Genomic DNA, 22314 nt, shown 5'->3' on the forward strand with positions numbered 1-22314 from the left:
ATATTTATGCTTTGTTAATCGATAGTGTTTGTTTTTTTAACGACATTCAGCTGAGTTACTTGCTTCATGCGAGTCAGCACTGTTTGATGTGTTTTAGTCAATCAAGTCAATAAACCTCGATTTTCAATCTTAAAAGTAATCTTAAAAAATAAAATTAAGAGTATCACTATGAGTAAGTTTCACCTTAGAAGCCTTAATATGGCTGCGCTATTTATACGGTATATTTCAGGTTCTTCAAATCTAAATTCTCTAGCAAAGTTCGCTGTTTTACCATGCATGTTCACTTTCAGGAGAGGAGCAGGTTTATTAATACCTTTAACCTTAACTATGGTGTTTAGTACTTCAGTAATGGCACTGGTAGCCGGTTCGACAGCCGAAGAATCATCTGCAATACCTGCAACATTATTAGAAAACCATGCCAGTCATGCTCACAAAGAAAGTGAAACAACTGAGCAAAAAACACATAAAACTAAAGCAGCTCCGCACCAGCATGGCGAAGACGTTGGTGAAGCAGTTCATGTGAATGAAGGCGATAAAAATGACCTTAGCCAAAACTTTTCTCAAAGCGCTTTACAAGCTTTATCAACGGGTAATGAATCTGCAGAAGATAACCATCAAGACGGTGTAAGTTTCAGTGCTGAAAAAATGGCACTTGCCGGTATTGAAGTTTCAGCAATATCAGCAAAAACATTTGCCAGTCATGTTTATGCACCAGGTGAAATTAAAGCCAATGGCTATAAAAGCTATATTGTTTCTCCGCGCACTGAATCTGTTGTGGTTTCTCGCCATGCCACATTAGGGCAACATGTTGAAAAGGGCGATGCTTTAGTCACTCTGTTCAGTGAATCGGTTGCCGAAGCACAAGCGAAATACCGTGTTGCCTATAATGACTGGCAACGAAATAAAAAACTCGGCAAAGAAACCGTGAGTGAAAGCCAGTTATTAAGCGCAGAAACCGATTATATTGCCGCCTACAGTCGTTTGAAAGCCTTTGGCTTAACTGAAACTGCTATTGCACAAGTTGTTAAAGGTAACTTATTAAATGCTTATGTAGAGGAGTTAGGCGAATACACCTTAATTGCACAGCGAGCAGGAGCGGTACTCAGTGATGATTTCTCGCAAGGGCAAAGGCTATCAGCTGGAGACGCCATTATGGTGTTAGCTGATGAAAGTGAGCTTTGGGTTGAAGCGCGCGTTTCGCCAAATAAGCAATTGAATTTACCCAAAGGCACGCAAGCGGTTATTGAAATTTCTGATCAATACTTTGTCGCCACTGTCATTCAAGAGGCACATACCATAGACCCAAAAACGCGTACCCGTATCGTACGCTTGGCGGTTAAAAATGATCACGACCGTCTCCATCCTGGCATGTTCGTTAATGTAAATTTTAGCTTTGAAACTAACGCGGCAGTAATGGCGGTACCCGAATCAGCACTTATGCGTTCAAGTGATGGCGATTGGACGGTATTTGTTGAAGGACATCCTGGTGAGTTTTCTGCGGTTGAAGTGATATTAGGTCGTTCGTTAGGACGTTTTCGTGAAATCTCAGGCCTAGCTTCACAAACTCGTATTGTAACAAAAGGTGCATTTTTTGTGGCTTCTGAAATAGCTAAAGGCGGCTTTGACCCGCATAACCATTAATTCATCGATAGCGAAGAAGTAGGAGCAGAATATTATGTTTAATAAAATGATCGATTTTTCTGTCAATAATCGACTATTGGTGATGTTGATGTTAGTGGCAACACTGGTTGGCTCAGTGTTTATTATTCCGCAATTAAATTTGGATGCTTTCCCTGATGTGACTAACGTACAAGTCGCCGTAAATACAGAGGCACCAGGCTTAGCGGCTGAGGAAGTAGAGCAACTTATTACTTACCCTATTGAAGCGGTAATGTATGCCATGCCTGATGTTGAGCAAGTGCGCTCAATTTCAAAAACTGGTTTGTCGGGTGTTACCGTGGTTTTTAAGGAAGGCACGGATATTTACTTTGCCCGTCAATTAGTATTTGAACGTTTACAAGCGGCAAAAGAATTAATACCACAAGGTGTAGGTACGCCAGAAATGGGGCCAAATACCTCAGGATTAGGGCAAGTATTTCAATACTTACTGATTGCTGATGAAGATGCCGGATATGACGCGATGGCGCTACGAAGCCTTAACGATTGGATTGTTAAGTTATTGCTGATGCCGGTCGATGGCGTGACCGACGTATTATCGTTCGGCGGTAATGTTCGTCAATACCAAGTGAATATTGAACCGAGTAAATTACTCTCTTATGAGCTGAGTCAAAGCGATATTGTTAGCGCGCTAGAAAATAACAATAGCAATGTCGGTGGTTGGTACATGAATCGCGGGCAAGAGCAATTAGTGGTGCGCGGAACTGGTTGGTTTAGTGGTGGTGCAGCGGGTTTGACTGATATTCAGCAAGTACCCGTTAAAACGGTAGCTGGTACAGTCATTACAGTTGCGGATGTCGCCACCGTTGTACTTGGCAGTGAAATTCGCCAAGGTGCGGCCACTATGACTAGACGTGGCAAAAATGGTGAAATTGAAAGCCTTGGTGAAGTGGTTTCGGGTATCGTACTTAAGCGTATGGGCGCAAATACAAAATCGACCATTGATGGTATTAATGCGCGCTTACCTTTAATTGAACAAGCACTGCCAAAAGGTGTGCGTTTTGAAGCTTTTTACGATCAGTCTGACTTAATCGTGAAAGCGGTTAACACTGTTGTTGAGTCACTTATTCTTGCGTTTATTTTTATCGCCATTGTACTAGCTTTGTTTTTAATGAACTTGCGTGCAACCTTTCTAGTATTAATATCCATTCCTATTTCAATAGCGATAACGTTAATGATCATGTCGTACTTGGGCTTATCGGCCAATTTAATGTCTCTTGGTGGAATAGCCGTGGCTATTGGCATGTTGGTTGATGGCTCAGTAGTGATGGTTGAAAACATGTTTAGGCATCTTAATCGCCCTGATGAAACACATTTAAGTCGCGCGATTGCTCGCAATGAAAGTGTGGGCTTAATTACTGCTCCAAAAGTAAGTGATAAAGAATCGAATAATAGCGCGCTGAGTGAGCGTAAAGCTGCTGACCCTGACCCGCATGATGTGGTGCACGATGACAGTAGCGGAATACCATTAAGATTAAAGCAAGCAGGTAAAGCGGTTTCTCGGCCAATATTTTTTGCGGCGTCAATTATTTTAGTGGTATTTATGCCGCTATTTAGCTTTGAGGGTGTTGAAGCTAAATTGTTTCAACCTATGGCGATAAGTATTATTTTAGCGGTAATTTCGGCTATTTTTGTCGCTTTGATTGTTGTGCCTGCACTGGCAACATATATGTTTAAAAAAGGTGTTAAAGCGCGTGAAAGTATTATTTTACGCCCACTTGAACGCTGGTATCGCAAAAGTTTAGCTCTCGCGATGCATCAGACCAAAGTGGTTATGGGTATCTCATTGATATTGCTGTTTAGTGCCATGGCTATAGTGCCGCAAATAGGTACTGAGTTTGTGCCCGAATTAGAAGAGGGGACGATTAACCTGCGCGCTACATTGGCCCCTTCTTCAAGCTTAGCTACCGCATTGCAAGTAGCCCCCATATTAGAGGAAAAGTTAATGGCTTTTCCTGAGGTTGACTATGCCCTTAGCCGCATGGGAAGAGCTGAAATTGGCGGTGATCCTGAACCTGTAAACAACATTGAGATTTATATTGGTTTGAAACCGGTTAGTGAGTGGACAAGTGCGAGCGACCGTTACGAACTTCAGCGGTTAATGGCAATAGAGTTAGAACAATTTCCTGGCCTGTTGCTTAATTTTTCACAGCCTATTGCTACCCGTGTAGATGAATTATTGTCGGGGGTAAAAGCGCAATTAGCGATTAAACTTTTTGGACCTGATTTAACGATTCTCGCATTAAAAGGGCAAGAGATTGAAAGCGCTATTAAATCGGTAGAGGGTGCTCGCGATGTTGCTATGGAGCAAATTGTTGGTGAAGCGCAGTTAGTGATTAAGCCTAATAGGCAACAGTTGTCTCGCTTTGGCTTTTCTGTTGGCGACGTAATGTCATTGGTGCAAAATGGTATTGGCGGTATCACCGCAGGGCAAGTTATTAATGGTAACGAGCGTTATGATATTTATGTGCGCTTACAGGAGAAGAGTCGGAATAGCCGCGATGCCATTGCGGAGATACGTCTGCAATCGCCTACGGGTGCTTGGGTGCGTTTAGGCGACATTGCCGATATTTCGCTTGAATCTGGGCCACCACAAGTGCGTAGAGATGATGTGCAACGCCGAGTGGTTATTCAAGCCAATGTGCAAGACCGAGACATGGGTAGTGTTGTAGCTGATATTCGTGCGGTTATTGCCGCCAATGTGGATTTACCTGCGGGCTATTCAGTCGCTATTGGTGGTCAATTTGAAAATCAGCAGCGCGCGCAGGCAAGACTCGCTATAGTTTTACCTGTGTCATTAGCTTTAATAGCATTATTGCTATATTTTGCTTTTGGCTCAATCGGGCAAGCTATGCTGATTTTGGTGAATGTACCATTAGCTATTATCGGTGGTGTGTTTTCATTATATCTTTCAGGGCAATATTTATCGGTACCTAGCTCTGTAGGTTTTATTACATTGTTTGGTGTGGCGGTATTAAATGGTGTGGTAATGGTGGAAAGTATAAACCAAAGAATTCAAGGCGGCTCAGTGGCCTCAAAAGCCGTATTTGAAGGCGCAACTTCACGTTTACGACCGGTACTGATGACGGCGATAACTTCTGCATTAGGTTTAATTCCTATGTTAATGTCTAATGGTGTAGGAGCAGAAATACAAAGGCCTTTAGCTAGCGTTATTGTGGGTGGGCTAGTAACGGCAACTTTGCTAACATTATTTGTATTACCGGTGCTTTTTAGTTGGTTTTCGAAGGCTAAAATAATGGAATTGAAACGTTAATATAGCGAATGAAAGCTAGCGTTTAGATGGTGCATGAATAAGGTCAATGTCGGCTTATTCATGCTGTTTTTATTATTAGTACTACCAAGAGGTAACTATGTCTGGTAATCATTCTACATCTCGTAATCACTTAAATAACCAGTCACATAACCATTCTCATCGTCACTCTCATGGCCACTCAGGCAACGGGAAATTGACTGTTGCCGTATTGATTAATATTTTACTCACCGTTGTTCAAATTATTGGTGGTGTGCTATCGGGTAGTTTATCTTTGATCGCCGACGCCTTGCATAACTTAAGTGATGCCGGCGCGATTTTAATTGCTATTTTCGCTCGTAAAATTTCGGCTAAGCAAGCGGATGAAAAGATGACATTTGGTTATCAAAGAGCCGAAATCATAGGTACGCTGATCAATAGCATTACGCTGATTATTGTTGGCCTTTATCTAATTTATGAAGCGATCAGTAAATACTTTAATCCAACTGAAATCGATGGCTGGATAGTGATTTATATCGCCGGTATTGCTTTGGTTATTGATATTGCCACTGCAGTATTAACTTATATGTCAGGCGCAAAAAGTAGCATGAACTTGCGCGCTGCGTTTATTCATAATGTTTCTGATGCTATGGCGTCTGTTGCGGTAATTATTGCCGGCGTTTTGATTATATTTTATCAGTGGTATGTAGTTGATATCATTGCGACGATATTAATTTCAATCTATGTGCTTTATCACGGTGGTTTACTAGCGCTTGAAAGTATTAAAATATTGATGCAAGCAGTGCCAGAAACATGTGAAATCAGTGAGCTTAAGGCGGATATTGAATTAATTAAAGGTGTGAGTGCAGCTATAGATATTCATGTTTGGCAACTCGATGAACATAAATTGTTTTTAGAATGTAAGGTAGCGTCTGTAACAAACAAGGTTTCCATAGATTTAGCTGAGATTAAAGCGATGTTAGCAAAAAAATATGGTATTAAACATTCAACCATTGAAGTTAACCAATCAGGTAAGGCGATAGAATCTAGTTGTTATTAAAGCGTAATTTTTAATAGCGCTAATAATTAACTTTAAAATTTGCTAAGGTAGAATACTTTCTTAAATTTCATCAATAAATCAATTGATTGCTTTATTATAACCGCATGTAACAACATGGCTAATGGGGATCTGTAATAATGAATTTCGAACAAATTGTATCGAGTATTAACAATGTTTTATGGGGCGAAGGGCAAGTACTCATTTATGTGTTGTTATTCGCAGGTTTTTGGTTTTCTTATAAGCTGAAATTTGTTCAAATCCTCAACTTTCGTCACATGTTTTCAGTGATGAAAAATAGTAGCAAGAATGATGAAAACTCTACTGAAAGTTCAGGTATTAGTTCGCTACAAGCACTTTTTATTGGCTTGTCTGCGCGGGTAGGTACCGGTAATTTAGCTGGGGTTGCTGTTGCCATTTCACTCGGAGGCAGTGGCGCGATATTTTGGATGTGGGTTATTGCGTTGCTAGGCATGGCTACTGGCTTTGCTGAAAGTGTTTTAGGGCAACTCTATAAAGTTAGCGACGACCATAAAGAATATCGAGGTGGGCCAGCCTACTATATTCAAAAAGGCCTAAACCAACGTTGGTTAGCCATATTATTTTCATTGTGTTTATTCTTAGGTTATGGCTTTAGTTTTAGTGCGATGCAAGCCAATACTATTGCAGATTCATTAAATCATGCGTTTAATATTCCTAGTTTGTACACCGGAATGGTTATCACTATTCTTGCTGGCGCTATTGTGCTCGGTGGCTTAAAACGTATTGCTCGATTTGCCGAGCTGATTGTGCCTTTTATGGGCATTGCCTTTATTTTGGTAGCGGTAAGTATCACCTTAATGAACATTAGCGCTGTACCTGCAATGTTATACGATATTATTACCTCAGCTTTTGGCTTACAAGAAGCAGGTGCTGGTATGTTAGGGGCTGCCATTAAAAATGGTATTCAGCGCGGTTTATACTCTAATGAGGCGGGTGCTGGTAGTGTACCCCATGCTGCAGCGAGTGCCAGACCTGTGCCTAATCATCCTGTTACACAAGGCTATGTCCAGATGTTAGGCGTTTTTCTTGACACTATGGTGTTATGTACTTGTACCGCGTTTATTATTTTACTGGCTGATATAAACTTTACCGGCGAAATGGAAGGTATTCGAGTGACACAAAGTGCTATTACTCATCATTTAGGAGAAAACGGGGTTTATTTTGTGTCTGCCGCGATTAGTTTATTTGCCTTTACATCAGTGGTCGCAAACTATGCTTATGCGGAAAGTAATTTACATTTTTTCAAACTCGACAATAAAGTCGGTCGAACTATCTACACGTCGATGTATTTGGCAATGGTATTTTGGGGCTCAAGTGCTAGTTTAAAACAAGTATGGAGTATGGCCGATGTAGCTTTAGGGTTAATGACTTTAGTGAACGTTATCGCAATTGTGCAACTTACGCCGACTATAGTGGCATTAACTAAAGATTATAATGCCAAACGAAAAATTGAAAATGTTAGTGATGCTGATATGGAATTTAAAGAAGCAGACATTGAATTTCAAGGTAAAGTTGAAGCCGGTATTTGGCATAAATAGCTTATGGTTAATTAATCGTTTAATCGTAACTTTAGTGACTAAGTTTATGCTTTATAAGACAGTTATAAAGCATACTTCTTAATATCCATGTATTTAACGAGCTTATTTTGACCATAGACGTTATCAAAAATGTAGTTGAAAAGTCACCTTGTTGATCGATAGAATAAGGTGACTGAAAGAGCTACCCATAGCTTAAAACAATCATGAGCTATTGCTGAACTGGTTTAATCTACTCCCTTCGTTCGAGCATCTACCTAAAAAAATTGGCGTTGAATCGCGCTATTTAGACACTGTTTTGATATACTATTTACCCATATTTCATATGGTTAGCTTTATTCTGAGGCTCTATTTTTTTAGTGAATAACTGAATTTGAAAAATATAGTAAACATCATTCTATCAATTTCAGTTAGATGCTGATTGTTACTTGTTACTTGTTAGTTGTTACTCAATTGACTCTATTTATTATTTTGTACGTTCAATTAAACGACGCTTTTCTCTTGCCAACGGTGTTATGTCTGTAGCAAGGCTTTTCTCTAACCCCAGAGCAAAATAAACTTCAGCCATTAAAAATAAAGGGCCAATTGCTAAGCCCATAATATCATCTAAGAAGGCGGGTTTAGCTTTTTCATAAATATGACCAATAAATTGAATAATCCAACCGACAACAAATGCGATTATAGCTATCCATAATGCACTCTCCATATTTGACACTAAGCTTGCAAGATAAATGTTTATTGCAATATATAGCAGCATACCTAAGGCTAGCTTCAAATGTAACTTTAAATAATAGAGCATTACAATAGTGAAAAATATTGCTGAAGGTGTGTAACTTAATGTTTTGCTACCTATTTCAATAGTAAAGGTATGTAAGCTTAACAATACGGTAATAGCCCAAACAATGAGCGGAACTCCTACAAAGTGGGTTATTATATTGTGTTTATTAAAGTGCACACTCTTGTAATTAGATAATTGTTCTTCAACTGTTTTCATGCCAGTTCCTTATTCAACTATAGTTAAATATCATGGCAAGTAATTGTTTAGAAGTAAAGAGAGCAGACCAGAGTAGCATGACAAAGTTTACCGTATTAGAAGTGATGATTAAAACATTGCTCTACGTTCGACAGCCGTTTATAAATGATTATAACGACCGTATTGCAGTTGTGTTGTCTTACTCATACAATAACCGTATTAGTTACTAAAAAAGTTAATAGTATGTCCTCAGATAGATTAGGCTCCAGCCTTAATTATAAACGCCAAGAGCAAGGTTATCGCGATCGCGCATTGAAGCTATATCCTTGGGTTTGTGGTCGTTGTGCTCGAGCGTTTGAATATTCAAATATTAGAGAGTTAACGGTTCATCATATGGATCATGATCATACAAATAACCCAAATGACGGCAGTAATTGGGAGCTACTTTGTATTTACTGCCACGATAATGAACATGCGAAATACACTGATCATGCCAATTATCACACGGAAGTTAAAGCGGGTGACACCAATCAAGACACCGCTACATATAACCCGTTTGCAGACTTAAAATCACTGTTAAAAAAATAACGTTTTACTAACACCTAACGATATTAATGTAAGGAAATTGAAAGTGGCAGGTTCAAGTTTATTAACCTTACTTGACGATATCGCAACGGTACTAGATGACGTTGCCATCTTATCGAAAGTGGCTGTGAAAAAAACAGCGGGTGTGCTTGGTGATGATTTAGCCCTTAATGCAGAACAAGTGTCGGGTGTAAAAGCGAATAGAGAGCTGCCGGTTGTTTGGGCTGTTGCCAAAGGCTCATTTCTCAACAAGTTAATTTTAGTCCCTTCAGCTTTGTTAATTAGTGCATTTTTACCGCCACTGATCACCATTTTATTAGTTCTCGGTGGTTTGTTTCTCTGCTTTGAAGGTTTTGAAAAAGTTTCTCATAAATTTTTTCATAGTAAGAAAGATTTAACTACTGAGCATCAAGCAGTACTTGAAGCGGTTAGCGATGAAAATATTGACATTGCCGCTTTCGAAAAAGAAAAAATAAAAGGCGCTATTCGTACCGACTTTATTCTTTCTGCAGAAATTGTAGTTATTGTATTAGGCTCAGTTCAAGATGCACCATTTCAAACACAAGTACTGGTTGTTTCGGCATTGGCTATAGCGATTACCGTTGGCGTATATGGGCTTGTTGCCGGCATTGTAAAGTTAGATGACTTAGGACTATATTTGCTACGAAAATCAGTGTCAGGACGTTTTAATACCTTACAAAGATCTGTTGGCAGAGGTTTATTAATTTTTGCACCGTTTTTAATGAAGCTATTAACCATAGTCGGCACTATTGCTATGTTCCTTGTTGGCGGCGGCATTATTGTTCATAGTTTTTCATGGCTTAACCGCCAATTTCATCATATTGAACAATGGGTAGGGCAATATCTTGGAACATTTCTTGAAAGTATTTTATCTATTTTACTTGATGGCATTATCGGAATTATTGCAGGTGGTCTAGTATTGGCTATTGTTAGTCTAGTATCTAGATTAAAAAAGCATCAAGCTGTTGTTAAGTAGATATATGTTTAAGCTGATTTTTATTAACAATTTCAATTGTATAGTATGTAGATTACAAAATACTTCATTTTAGCTATTGTTTTTTGTTGTCTTCGCCCTGAGTATATAATTGAAGACAACAAAAAAGGTAGCAATATGAAAATAATCATTTCCGGACATCACGTTGAAATTACCGAAGGTATAAACGTAGCAATTGAAAATAAATTTGCCAAAGTTGCTAAGCATTTCCCAAGCCTAATGACCTTAGAGGCCATTATTACCGTAGAGCCGCATCAACAGAAATTAGAAGTATCTACCATTTATGAGGGCGCGACTGTTTCAGTTAACGCTACCGATAAAGAATTATATGCCGCAATAGCTAGTGCCGCGAGTAAGCTTGAAGCCGCTTTAGCACATCGCAAAGGTGTATTGTCAGCTAAGCAGAAAAAGAAGTTTGAAGTAGAGCAATCAAACGCATTTGAGAGTCCTTAAACCTAGCTGGTAAGCATGAATTAAAAACTCAAAGGCCGTTATTAAACGGCCTTTTTATATTTAATATGAATGGTATGACGCGATCAAACAGATGTGAAAGAATGGCGATAGCAGATCTCACTAGCTCATCCTTGCTATCTTCGCTTTAGAACACTTCCATAACATCCCTAGCATAATCCTAGTCACTCCCTTTTTAATACAAAACTAGCCGTTATTTTGACATGAAGATAAAAGTTGATGAACCTTATCGATTAAATCTTTATTCACTTACTCAAACATTGAAAAACGGTGGGGTAATCAACTAAAGTATAAATTCTAAATATACGGTGAGGTTATTTAACTAACAATTAGATGAAGTATGGCTATTACGTAAATGTTTACGTAAAATAGCGACATTGGCTTTATATGAAAAAAAATTTACTATAAAGCGTACTTTTATTTGCTCCAAGGAATTCCATGAAAAAAACATTCGAGTTAACTCACCCAAAAATCAAACTCGCTAGAATGATTGAGTCAGCGAAACACGAAGTTAAAAAATATTTAAAACGTGAACGTAATAAAACGCTACCTGAAGGTGCTGATTATTGGGATTTTGATTGTAAAATTGGTAAAACTGAGCAAACGGCTGATGTTATTCATGTCACGACGATTAGCCAGGAAATTGATACGATTTTAGCAGAAGATACGACTTCATTTTATCTTGAAATTTTAGTTAAACCTGCCACTCGTTCATTTGAAGAAAAAGAGCTTTAAAATTTATTAATTCAATAGTCGTAAGTTTATTGTGCGTTTAAAGTAAAGTTTTATAAACGCACAACATTATCGTTCAAGCTTCCTTCCACAACATAATCTATTATCTTTTCAGTTCATTCGCTATTCAGCGCTAATTAACTATACTTCTCCTGTCGATTTTTTGGCAAACATTTTTCGGTAAACAATGGAGAGTATAAAATGAAACATATCGTCAAGTTTTTTGGATTATGTTGCATACTCTTTGCCTTTTCTTCTCAAGCAGAACTTGAGATTTATAAAGACTATGATCTTGGTAGTGAAATTATTTCAATGACCACCGTGCGTATTGACCCCAATATGGAGGATATTTATTTAGCAGGACTTCGAGAAAGTTGGGTGAAAGCGGTCCGCATGCAAAAAAAATTAGGCTACATTAAAGACTGGAAAATATATGGCAGTGAGCTGCCACAAAGTGGTGACTTTAATATGGTGTTAATGGTTATTTTTGAGAAAAGTAGTGATTTAGAACCAAATCAAGAAAAATACAATACCTTTATGAAAAGTTGGGGTAATGCCAATAAAGAAAATTCTCGAGAAATAACGAAAACCTATCCAAATGTAAGAACCTTAACGGGTGAATATCGATTAAGAGAAATTATGATCAAGTAGCTTAGGCATTAAGCTGTTCTATACCTAAAGCCAATGCTTTAGGTATAGTTATACTCAACTCAACTTTATAGCCAGGTGAATCTATTAATTTGATGCCAGTATTTTATACATGTTAATAGCCGATTAATCCATTTATATGCGCTACAGCACTTCTTCCTAAAGCGTTGAGGGCATAGCCACCTTCAAGCACAGACACAATCCGACCATGAGCATATTTATCGGCAATATCTTTAAGTTGGTCAGTTACCCAACGATAATCTTCATCTACTAAACACACTTGTGACATTTCGTCTTCTATATGCGCGTCGAAGCCTGCTGAAATAAATATTATTTGCGGCTTAAATTTCTTTAATGCGGGTAACCAATGATCGAGAATCGCTTCTCTAAAGTCATTACTTTTTGTTGTTGCCGCTAATGGTGTATTAATGATTGGCGGTTTAGTACTTTCTTGCACTTCAAATGGATAAAATGGATATTGATAAGTAGAACAAAATAAATAGCCTTTTTTACCTTTTATAATATTTTCTGTACCGTTGCCGTGATGAACGTCAAAATCAACAATAGCGACGCGCTTTAATTTATATTTTTCTTTAGCATAGGCGGCAGCAATAGCGACATTATTAAAAAAACAAAATCCCATCCCTTTATCGTATTCAGCATGATGACCTGGGGGTCTGGTAGCGCAGAATGCTGACGAAATCTCTTTTGACATCACTAGGTCTACCGCAACTTTTGCGGCACCAGCGGAAAGTAGAGCAGCATTAAGCGTATTTGGGTTCATAACCGTATCGTCATCAACGTTATACGTACCTTCGCTTGGTGCATTGGCAAAAATTGATGCTATATAGTTTTTGTCATGTGCTAAATAAAGTAGCTCTTTATCAATAGGCTTTGCATCAAATTGTTTAATAACATACTCGAGACCGCTACGTATAAGCTGATCCTGAATAGCAGCCATACGTGCTGGCGCTTCAGGGTGATGTTCTCCCATGTCATGTGTTAAGCACTGGTGATGACTAATAACGCCAACGGTCATATTTACACTCCTTTATACCTTCAATGCTAAGCGTTACTTACTCATAGCTCAGCGATTCCAATGTTGTTAATGTATGATTTAATTATAGGGTGTAAGCCAAGCTTACTTCGTCATAACCGTCGGATGGTTTTCTTAAAAAACCTGCTTTTTCAAATACTTTCAACATAGGCGCATTGTCTCGTCTGACACTTGCTATTAATTGCTCAACACCACGAATTTTAGCAATAGTTATTATTTCAGTAAGCAGTGCTTTAGCCATACCTTTACCTCGTTTACTTTCTTTAATAACGAATGCAACTTCCGCGCTATTATTCGCTTCAAGATAATAATAACGGCCAACACCTTGAATAGATTCACCTAGATGATCACGTTCTGTTAAACATAAGGCTAAATCAATATGCTGATTTACACTGACCAAGTCACACGATTTTTCACGGGTCATTTGTGTTGTATGGTGGTTGTATCGCATCATTAATGTTTCTTGATTATGGGAGTAAAAAAATTCCTGTAGCTTACGTTCGTCAGCTGGTGACAACGCACGAAGAAAGTATTCTGAATCAGCAAATGTAAAACGCTTTATCTCTACTTCTCCAAGTTCAGGTACTGATGTCGGGGTATTTTCTTGGTATTCAGGTACCCAATAGTGCTTACGAACATCTCTAAGTAATTGATCACGAAATTTAGGATGTGCAATTCGGATTAACTCTAAAGCCCGTTCGCGAATGCTTTTTCCTTGCAGCGAAGCAATACCGTATTCGGTGACAACATATGAAACATGTCCTCGAGAGGTAACTACGCCACCACCTTCAGTAATATGTGCAACGATACGCGATATTTTACCGTCTTTGGTTGTTGAAGGGAGGGCGATGATTGGCTTACCCCCCTTACTTAAAGAGGCGCCGCGAATAAAGTCGACTTGCCCACCAATCCCACTATAAAAATGATAACCAATGGAGTCTGATACTACTTGACCGGTTAAATCGACTTCAATAGCGCTATTAATAGACACCATCTTGTCATTACGTGCGATATTTACGGGTGAATTAACATGCTCGCTGGGATAAAATTCAACGTGAGGGTTACCATCAACAAACTTGTATAAGCGACGCGTTCCAACGCAAAAACTGACCACAGTTTTACCCTTGTGGAAGGTTTTTTTACGGTTATTAATTACACCAGAAAGCATTAAGTCGATAATGCCATCGGAAATTAATTCACTATGCACGCCTAGGTCTTTATGTTTAGCTAAATAGCGTAATACTGCCGAAGGAATGTTACCAATGCCAATTTGGATAGTAGAGCCGTTGTCGACTAACATGGCCACATATTGGCCTACTTGTTCGGTTACACGATCTATTACCGGTATTGGCGTTTCTGGTAAGTATTGTTGTACGGTCATAGAAGCATGAATTTGATTGACATGAACAAAACTATGACCATTAGTGCGAGGCATTTTAGGATTAATTTGTGCAATGACATATTTTGCTTTATTTATTGCAGCCTGAATAATGTCAACACTGACGCCTAATGAGCAATAACCATATTCGTCTGGTGGACTAACCATAATCAATGCAACGTCTAGTGGTAAAATGTTTTCATTAAATAACTTTGGAATTTCGGATAAGAAGGAAGGAGTGTAATCTGCACGGCCTTCATTAATTGCTTTGCGAATTTTTTCGCCACCAATAAAAAAAGCGTTAACCTTAAATAAATCTTTGTGTTTTGGTTCTACCCAAACATCATCAGAAAGTGTCAAAATATGTACAACTTCGATGTCATGCAAACCTTGGCTATTGGCAATAATATCCTCAATTAATGCATTAGGTACTGCAGCGTTAGAGCCAATAAAAATCCTATTTCCAGATTTTAGGTATTTAGACCAGTCGATAGTAGACGGGGACTTTTTCCGTAATGACATATTGCTCTCTATTATTGCAACTGAGGCATTTAATTTATCACAGAACTTAATCTATATTGATTAAATACCTACTGATTCGTTAATTTATCAGCTTAAAGCGGTCTATATAGTAACTTTCATTGCTATCTGTCATCCCAATAGTTAGCTATGAGTGACTTACACGCTTGAATTTAAATATTGATCCTTATTTAAGTTTGATGAATTATATTATCTCTTTGCAGTCAGTATGACTTAGTGATTTATTTATTACTTGATCCTAGTCAAATCAAATACTTTAATAAACTAAATGATTAGCCAAAGTAAGCTGAATATTAGTTAACTTTACAATTAAGTCGCCAATATTTATCTAAGATAGAGACTTAAAAATAATAGCTAAAACATTAACCTCACAAATTAAAACTATGAGCATTGATTCATGCAAAAGATGAATATAGATTTTAATCTGAAAATTGTTAGCTTAATTGAAGTGCTTTCAATCATCTTGCCCGCATAAGCGAATACAATAAGTAAATCGCCTGTTTAGCAAACATAAAAAAGCCCAATTAAATTGGGCTTAGAATATTACGACTTTACTAACCAGCAAAAAGTCATAGTTAGCCAAAAATATTACGCATTAAAGTAATAGCTTGGTCAACCGTTTTACCGTCTTTAACACTATTCACTATAGTACTACGCATGTTGAGTATAAAATCAGGAATATCATCTGCTTCAAAAGCTTTATCAACAATAGCCTCTGCTGAAGCTTTACTTCGTTTTACGGCTTTAGCCACACCAATTTTAATTTTTTTAGGTTTATCACGCATACGAATATAGTTTGAATTTTCCGCTAACGAATTATCAGCAAATAAAAATAGATCAATTAATATGGCTCTATTTTTCCAAAGCTGAAGTTCAATTTCATCGCTTGGCTCTTCGCTACGCCACCACTGTGTATTTCTAATACCTGCAATCATTTCATGCCAATAATCATCAAAACTTTGGTTGTTTAGTTTTACCAAGCCTAAGCCTAGTGACAAGGTGTCTATTTTTCCACTAGTTAACGCAATAAATTGGTCTGGTCGGCGCATGGCCAACAATCGTGTTGCTGCACTCAATGGTGCTTTTTCTTCATTGGTGTGATCAGCAAATATGCCTTGATAAGCATTAACAAAGCTTTCATAGTTTGCCAATGTAACATCACCGTCCAAGGGGATGTTAGCAAGGGCTTGATCAAAGGCTTGTGGATGAGATTTTAATAGTTGATGAAAAGTTTTGGCACCACGGGTTCCAGCAAACCACTCTACATCAAAGTCATAAACACTGATATCATGCTGGGCGCTATGTTTTCCAGCAAACGCTAGTCTGTCTTCATCAATCATATCAGCCAATTTATTACTGCGTATCGCTGCAATATAATCTAATAGTTTTAGTCTTTCGGGTAAGGCTTGTAACTTAGTGTGTTCTTTTATAAAGTCAGTAAATATAGGCCATGGGATAATACGAGCCATTTTTAATTGGCAAGCACTAACACCGTTAGACAGTGTTTCTTGTAATTTCTTTAAAGGCTTTTGTTGGCTTGGCTCTAATAAGTCATGATTTATGTCATGTAAGCAAATTCGATATAACTCTCTGCACCAGTTAAGAAAATTATCAGGATGATTTTCTACTTTTACGGCCATTAAATTAAGGCTGATCTCAGCGACAAACGACAAAGCGTTTTGGTAAATTGATTGTTCGGTAGCACTAAGTGACATGGCATTTGGCGAGGTAAGTAACTTTCTCATGAGACAATATTTCCGACGATAAAAACATAAAAATAGGGCGGCATGATACGTGTAAAATCGGCTAACGCAAGCGATAAAGTATAATTTAATAGAGAAATGAATAACTGATGTTTAAAGCAACAGCATCTGGGGACTTAATCAACTAAAACCTATGCCCATGCAATTATAATCATTGGCTAGACATAGACTTTAGAATTGAAAATATTAGCGACCAACTGATTAATGCCAATTTGATTAATTAAGTGTTCTACTTTCTTTGAGGAAAAATAGACGACTAAATTAGTCTCATTGGAAGATTATTCAACAGAGATTGTTTGTTTTGATTTTGTATAATATTTTACCAAACCGATTACTGAGGCAGCAATCCAGAATAGTTCAATGACAAAACTTGCTAAATTAAAGTTGTAGCAAAGACTGATTAACAGCAAAATAGCGCCAGAAAGATTGATTAAGTTATACGCTAAACTCTTTGGATTTATTTTTTCCAGTTGTAGCATTATAAATGCGCCAACAACGAGAATTGTTCCAGACATACCAATAATATCGAATAAAATATCGATCATAATGAACTCCAAGCTATAGAGGGTGATCCAAAATGCTGGCCCTATCCGTGGGTTGGATCGTTTTCGTTCCGTGAAACAGCTTGTCGTTTTACTGAAAATAACCAAAGCTATAAAGCAAAAACTATCAGTACAGTAATTTATTATCTTATGCAGATTATCTCTGAAGGTAAAGTAACAAAATGTTACCTATTTATTTTTAAACAGGGACCATCAAATCGATAAAGCCTGATAAAAAATTGATTTTTACTACTTGTTCTTTCTTTTGAAGAAAAGTAACCTAACACCTGGTCTGACCATTATTTCTATTTCTAGTATGGTTAGCATTAATAAAAAGCTAAATTCTAACAAGTAGTGAATAATGATAGGTAAATGTTAATGCAGCAAGAATCAATTTATATAGCCGATGGTGAAGATCAGCTTCACTTACGCCATATTTGGAAAAATGTCGGCGGTGTGCCAATTTTTATGTTGCATGGCTTAATTGAAAACGGCTTTATCTTCTATACAGAAAAAGGCAAGGGATTAGCTTGTTATCTTGCAGAACAAGGTTTTGATGTTTATGTTGCTGACTTACGTGGGCGAGGGAAAAGCCGGCCAGCGATTAATTCGACATCGACATTTGGCCAACACGAAGCTATCACACGAGACATTCCGTTATTTCTCGAAAAAATTCAGCACTTGAATAGCCAAAAAATTCATCTTATTGCCCATTCATGGGGGGGCGTATTAATAACGAGCTTTTTGGCTCGATATCCGCAATGGCTCGCAAAAGTAAAAAGCAAAACGTGTTTTGGAACCAAGCGAGTTGTAACGGTTAAAACCTTTGAAGCTTATTTTAAATTAGGTTTAATGTGGCGGTATATCGCGCCAATTGTAGCAAAAAATCAGGGCTATTTTGATGCTAAAAAATTTAGATTTGGCTCTGATAGTGAAACAATTTTGTCGCTAAAAGAAAGCATAGCATGGGTTATCCCAGGACAATGGCGTGATCAATACGATGGTTTTGATTACTATAATGCAGCACAAAATGTAACCTGGCCACCCACTTGGCATTTCACTGGTATTAATGATCATGCTTTAGGACACAAGCAAGATGTAAAGTTGTTTATTGACGAATGTGGCAATAGCGCAGCAAAATTCTCAGTATTATCAAAACAGGCAGGTAACATAGCTGATTACGACCACATTAATATTTTAACTCATGCGCAGGCGATACATGATCATTTTCCAACACTTGTCACTTGGCTAAAAACACAGGATTAAAACCGCTAGTAAGATAAAATATGACCATATTTTATATTGGTTTAGTACAACTTAACGACAGAGTAAGATGGTGTAATAACTATTTAATTATTAATCATCGTCATCTGCTTTCATCGCCTCTATGTTCACAATAGTAGAACGATTTAGAGTGATCTTAAAACGTTGTGTTTGTTGTAAATCTTTTTTATCCGTTTGCATTAACACTACATTTATTTGGTAACGGCGTTCAACCGCTTGCTTTGTTACTTTACTGCCATCCAGAGAATATAAGCGACCTTCACCTTTTTTTAGGAAACGAATAAAGGGCGTTAAATTAAAATAGATACGCTGTTGAATTTCATCATAGCCGGGCATAAAGCTTTTTGCATTTACTTTCGTGTCACTACGAAAGTGCAGTAATTGTGCGGCCTGTTTATTTTGATGACGACGGTTTTGAAATAACTTATCAACTTTTTTGGGTAGGTCTTTATTGCGAATGTATTCAAGCCAAATTGTTTGGGTTGCAATACGATTTTTATTTACACTATTGGTGTAAATATTTTTCCATTTAGGCAAACCTTTTTGAATATAACGCCAAATAACACGAGTAATATCGTCTTTAAATATTTCCCTTAAGCCATAAACAAAGCCTAACATGCCGACTAAAGCAATGGTTACTTCAGTAAAATTAGCTCGAGCATTTAGCACTAACATCATCACAAAAGCCATAATTACCGCTGTAACTGTGCCACTGACAATACGCTTTAAATTGCGGTTAAGACTTTTAACTTCTTGCTGAAGTACTACACCGTATTCGATTAACCGCTGCAGCAAGCGCATTTTGTTCGTGATACGATTAGGATCATCTAAAGTAATTTGCGAATTATATTGATTGGCTTCGCGGTACTCACTTTCACTACGACATAAGGCGAACAAAAAATTTCTTTCGGTAGTAAAGTCACTACTTTTTGGTCCACGAGAAAGCAACTTTAAAAACGATTGCTCGACTTGCCAACTAAGGTAATTGTCGGCATTTTCAAAAAATGGACTAAGTTTTTTATCTGGCGGGGTATATCGCCTAAGTTTCTTCAGTAAACCAGAAATTTGCTCTGCTAGCACAATGGCTTGAGGATAAAAACTCTCGCTTTCTCTAAGCTTAATAGTCTGTTTTATATCCGTATCTAAGGCAATTCGAATCTGATAAGAAAATAAATTAAGGTTAAGCCGATAATCACTTTGCTCACCTTTAGTTTGGCTTATAAATCGGCTGCGCACTAAAGGTATGTGTAGTTGGTCTGAGTAATAAGCACTGTGATTTTCAATGCTGCTATGAAAATAATGCTCTTCGGCTAAGGTTTTAGGGCCTATACCCATTTCAACCGGTAATGAAAAATATAAATCCAGTCTTTGATGATCAGTAGGCAACAACTGATAACTAACCTTAATGGAAAGGTTTTCGTCTTGGGTAAGTTTGGTGTTGTTCACTTATATTCCCTGCTACTGTCAGTTTAATTGCCAAGCCAGAATTGATTGATTACGCCTTACTATAGGCTATTTTAATGTAAATACTGTTAACTTTTATATGAGTTAAATTTATCTATATTTAATCAGAAAACAATGATTAAGATACCATATACTAACGAAATTGATGGATAGTTAAATAAAATTTAACACTATAAAGTAAAGTTTGTAATATCGCTGCTCAATGACTATCGTAGCGGTTTTACTCTTTTATAATTGTCTTTCAAAATTGATGAGTTCTACTAGGTAAAATATCTATTTTGCTATAATAAGTTGTCAAAATAAGTGTGATTAATAAAAATTATGTTGAACTATTTCTCTACAAAGTAGGGTTGATAGCTAGTTCATATTTAATACATTTATAGTAATATAATGTAAGCTGTAGCTCAACAATGGAATGTTTACACAAAAATGGAATTTATAAAATGAACTTCACCAGTAGGTATCCACGACTTAACCTCTCGATCATTATTATTTTTCTGCTCCTTTCTGTGCTGATACTAACAAAAGCATACGCTCAAGAAACCCGAGAATATTATACTCAATTAAAAAGCTTTTAGCATTTAAATACCGATAAAAATCGTATATTTGTTAAAGACTTGCTTATTAAAGTTAGTTTGCCAGCCTATGCTGAATTGCAAGCTCCTATTTATGCTTATATAGCGAAGCTAAAAGTTAAGAGTGGTGATTGGGTAGAAGGTAAATATTATCTCGATTTAGCGATTTCAAAGCTTTCTTTAGTTAAAAGTGACGAATTATATATCGACTCATTAGAAAGTATTAGTGGCATATACCTAGTTCGCGGAAATTACGCTGAAACAATAGTTTATGTCCAAAAAATGGCTGATTATGCCCATGATTCGAAAAATAAACGTGGTGAGATAGTCGCCTTAAATCGTTTAGCCTTGATCTATATTCAATTAGATCTTTTTCAATTAGCTGTTGAACCTTTACAAATGGCACTAACGTTAGCACGTGAAACGAAAAACTATGATGGTGAGTTTTTAGCTACATTATATTTAATTTGTGTACACATTAATTTACCTGAAGTTGGCCCACAAGAAACCTTCGAATTAACCATAGTTGCTGAAAATATTCCGTCGAGATTAAATAATAACAATGGTTACTTAACTCGATTTAAAGGTATTGTACAACAACAATTAGGGAATTTTTCAGCAGCAGAAAAATGGCTGAAATTGGCATTAAATAAAGCTGAGTCCGATCATGATATTCGCTTGTTACAAGCCGTGAGTAAAAACTTAGCCGAGTTATATGTAGTAACTAATAAACCCTTGCTCGCGCTCGATTATGCCATCATGAGTTTACGCTACAATAATAAAATGCCGCATAGCAATAATAGTGCTGCTATTCAGTATTTACTCAGCAATATTTATCAGCTGATGGGAGATGATAAAAATTCATTGAAATACTTACGTGCCTACGCTAATTTCCAACATTTAGCGAATGAAACCAACACAATAAGTTTAGTTACCACTATGGATAAGCGCATTGAGAATATTAAAAGTCAGCATGAATATGCTGAGCTTAATAACTCATTCTTAATTAATAAAGTAATGGTAGAAGAGAATAAAAATAAACAACAGCAGTCTATTTTTATTCTCATTGCATTAGGGCTAGTTTTTTGCTTTTTTATCATCGTGTTTTTTGTTCACCATCGGATGTTAAAAGCGCAAGTTGTAACATCGATGAAGGATGGACTAACGGGTGTATTCTGTCGAAGTTATTTAAAAAGTTACTTACCGGCGGTTCAGTCTCGATTTGAGCGAGAAACTGATCCTGAGTTGTCATTAGGGGCGTTAATAATTGATTGTGATGACTTTAAATTTATAAATGATACATTTGGACATGCGGGTGGTGATAAAGCATTAAAAGCTATTGTAAATACAATAACTACGCAAATTAGGGAACATGACCTCCTTATTCGTTGGGGAGGCGATGAATTTGTTTTGATTTGCGAGTCAGTTAGTCATAGTCAAATGCGTGAACTTGCTAAAAGAATCATTCGTAGTATTAGCGATTTGCTTATAGAATACGATCAGGCGACGCTTTCAGTCACCATATCAGCAGGTTATGCTCTACATGATAAAAATGAAAAATTTAATTTTGATGAATTGATAAAAACAGCAGACGGTTTTTTATTAACGACAAAAAGATCAGGAAAAAATAACTACCTGGGAAGTAAAAATAATGGTTTAAGCGCAACCGATTTTTCAAAAATATTTTCTAAAGGTATTGTATAAATGTTTTTATAGATAATGTATA

At 37.2% G+C, this 22314-nt stretch carries 17 protein-coding genes; 11 read left to right on the plus strand and 6 right to left on the minus strand.

Annotated elements, in window-relative coordinates:
- The first annotated feature begins 168 nt into the window (after positions 1-168).
- The 4 genes from B5D82_RS05955 (at position 169) to B5D82_RS05970 (ending at position 7564) form a co-directional block, all read left to right on the plus strand.
- Positions 169-1641, plus strand: a complete 1473-nt coding sequence (locus B5D82_RS05955) for an efflux RND transporter periplasmic adaptor subunit (protein WP_245807565.1) — start codon at positions 169-171, stop codon at positions 1639-1641.
- A gap of 34 nt (positions 1642-1675) precedes the next feature.
- Complete coding sequence (locus B5D82_RS05960) at positions 1676-4951, plus strand: efflux RND transporter permease subunit (protein WP_081149949.1); 3276 nt, start codon at positions 1676-1678, stop codon at positions 4949-4951.
- Positions 4952-5048: 97 nt separating this feature from the next.
- On the plus strand, positions 5049-5987 hold the full coding sequence (locus tag B5D82_RS05965) for a cation diffusion facilitator family transporter (protein WP_081149951.1): 939 nt from the start codon (positions 5049-5051) through the stop codon (positions 5985-5987).
- A gap of 137 nt (positions 5988-6124) precedes the next feature.
- Complete coding sequence (locus tag B5D82_RS05970) at positions 6125-7564, plus strand: alanine/glycine:cation symporter family protein (protein ID WP_081149952.1); 1440 nt, start codon at positions 6125-6127, stop codon at positions 7562-7564.
- A 463-nt stretch (positions 7565-8027) separates the two neighbouring features.
- Here B5D82_RS05970 and B5D82_RS05975 read toward each other — a convergent pair whose 3' ends face one another.
- A complete protein-coding gene (locus B5D82_RS05975) occupies positions 8028-8555 on the minus strand; it encodes an Mpo1 family 2-hydroxy fatty acid dioxygenase (protein ID WP_081149953.1) in 528 nt (175 codons plus the stop codon).
- 222 nt (positions 8556-8777) lie between these two features.
- Between B5D82_RS05975 and B5D82_RS05980 the strand changes: the two genes are divergently transcribed.
- The 5 genes from B5D82_RS05980 to B5D82_RS06000 all read left to right on the plus strand — a co-directional run bounded on the left by B5D82_RS05980 (position 8778) and on the right by B5D82_RS06000 (position 11988).
- Positions 8778-9122: a YajD family HNH nuclease gene (locus B5D82_RS05980; protein ID WP_081149954.1), complete on the plus strand. Its 345-nt coding sequence runs from the start codon at positions 8778-8780 to the stop codon at positions 9120-9122.
- A gap of 43 nt (positions 9123-9165) precedes the next feature.
- The gene (locus B5D82_RS05985; protein WP_081149955.1) at positions 9166-10116 is read left to right on the plus strand and encodes a DUF808 domain-containing protein; all 951 of its coding nucleotides are present in this window, start codon (positions 9166-9168) and stop codon (positions 10114-10116) included.
- Positions 10117-10251: 135 nt separating this feature from the next.
- Positions 10252-10587, plus strand: coding sequence for a ribosome hibernation-promoting factor, HPF/YfiA family (gene hpf / locus B5D82_RS05990; protein ID WP_081149956.1), 336 nt, complete (start codon positions 10252-10254; stop codon positions 10585-10587).
- Positions 10588-11043: 456 nt separating this feature from the next.
- The gene (locus B5D82_RS05995) at positions 11044-11340 is read left to right on the plus strand and encodes a DUF6172 family protein (RefSeq protein ID WP_081149958.1); all 297 of its coding nucleotides are present in this window, start codon (positions 11044-11046) and stop codon (positions 11338-11340) included.
- A 198-nt stretch (positions 11341-11538) separates the two neighbouring features.
- Positions 11539-11988, plus strand: a complete 450-nt coding sequence (locus B5D82_RS06000; protein WP_081149960.1) for a serpin family protein — start codon at positions 11539-11541, stop codon at positions 11986-11988.
- 112 nt (positions 11989-12100) lie between these two features.
- On the opposite strand, the gene B5D82_RS06005 is transcribed toward B5D82_RS06000, so the two are convergent.
- The 4 genes from B5D82_RS06005 to B5D82_RS06020 form a co-directional block, all read right to left on the minus strand.
- Positions 12101-13024, minus strand: coding sequence for a histone deacetylase family protein (locus B5D82_RS06005; RefSeq protein ID WP_081149961.1), 924 nt, complete (start codon positions 13022-13024; stop codon positions 12101-12103).
- Positions 13025-13106: 82 nt separating this feature from the next.
- Entirely contained in the window at positions 13107-14942 is a 1836-nt protein-coding gene (locus tag B5D82_RS06010; protein WP_081149963.1) for a GNAT family N-acetyltransferase, read from the minus strand.
- A gap of 593 nt (positions 14943-15535) precedes the next feature.
- Positions 15536-16705 (minus strand): hypothetical protein, encoded by a 1170-nt coding sequence (locus B5D82_RS06015; RefSeq protein WP_245807566.1) that lies wholly within the window; start codon positions 16703-16705, stop codon positions 15536-15538.
- A gap of 296 nt (positions 16706-17001) precedes the next feature.
- A complete protein-coding gene (locus B5D82_RS06020; RefSeq protein WP_081149965.1) occupies positions 17002-17268 on the minus strand; it encodes a CBU_0592 family membrane protein in 267 nt (88 codons plus the stop codon).
- A 375-nt stretch (positions 17269-17643) separates the two neighbouring features.
- Between B5D82_RS06020 and B5D82_RS06025 the strand changes: the two genes are divergently transcribed.
- Entirely contained in the window at positions 17644-18531 is an 888-nt protein-coding gene (locus B5D82_RS06025; RefSeq protein WP_081149966.1) for an alpha/beta fold hydrolase, read from the plus strand.
- Positions 18532-18621: 90 nt separating this feature from the next.
- On the opposite strand, the gene B5D82_RS06030 is transcribed toward B5D82_RS06025, so the two are convergent.
- Entirely contained in the window at positions 18622-19995 is a 1374-nt protein-coding gene (locus tag B5D82_RS06030) for a hypothetical protein (protein WP_081149968.1), read from the minus strand.
- Positions 19996-20630: 635 nt separating this feature from the next.
- On the opposite strand from B5D82_RS06030, the gene B5D82_RS06035 reads away from it, so the two are divergent.
- Complete coding sequence (locus B5D82_RS06035; protein WP_157673849.1) at positions 20631-22292, plus strand: tetratricopeptide repeat-containing diguanylate cyclase; 1662 nt, start codon at positions 20631-20633, stop codon at positions 22290-22292.
- Positions 22293-22314: the final 22 nt, after the last annotated feature.

It is taken from the genome of Cognaticolwellia beringensis, assembly GCF_002076895.1.
GTDB classification, from domain to species: domain Bacteria; phylum Pseudomonadota; class Gammaproteobacteria; order Enterobacterales; family Alteromonadaceae; genus Cognaticolwellia; species Cognaticolwellia beringensis.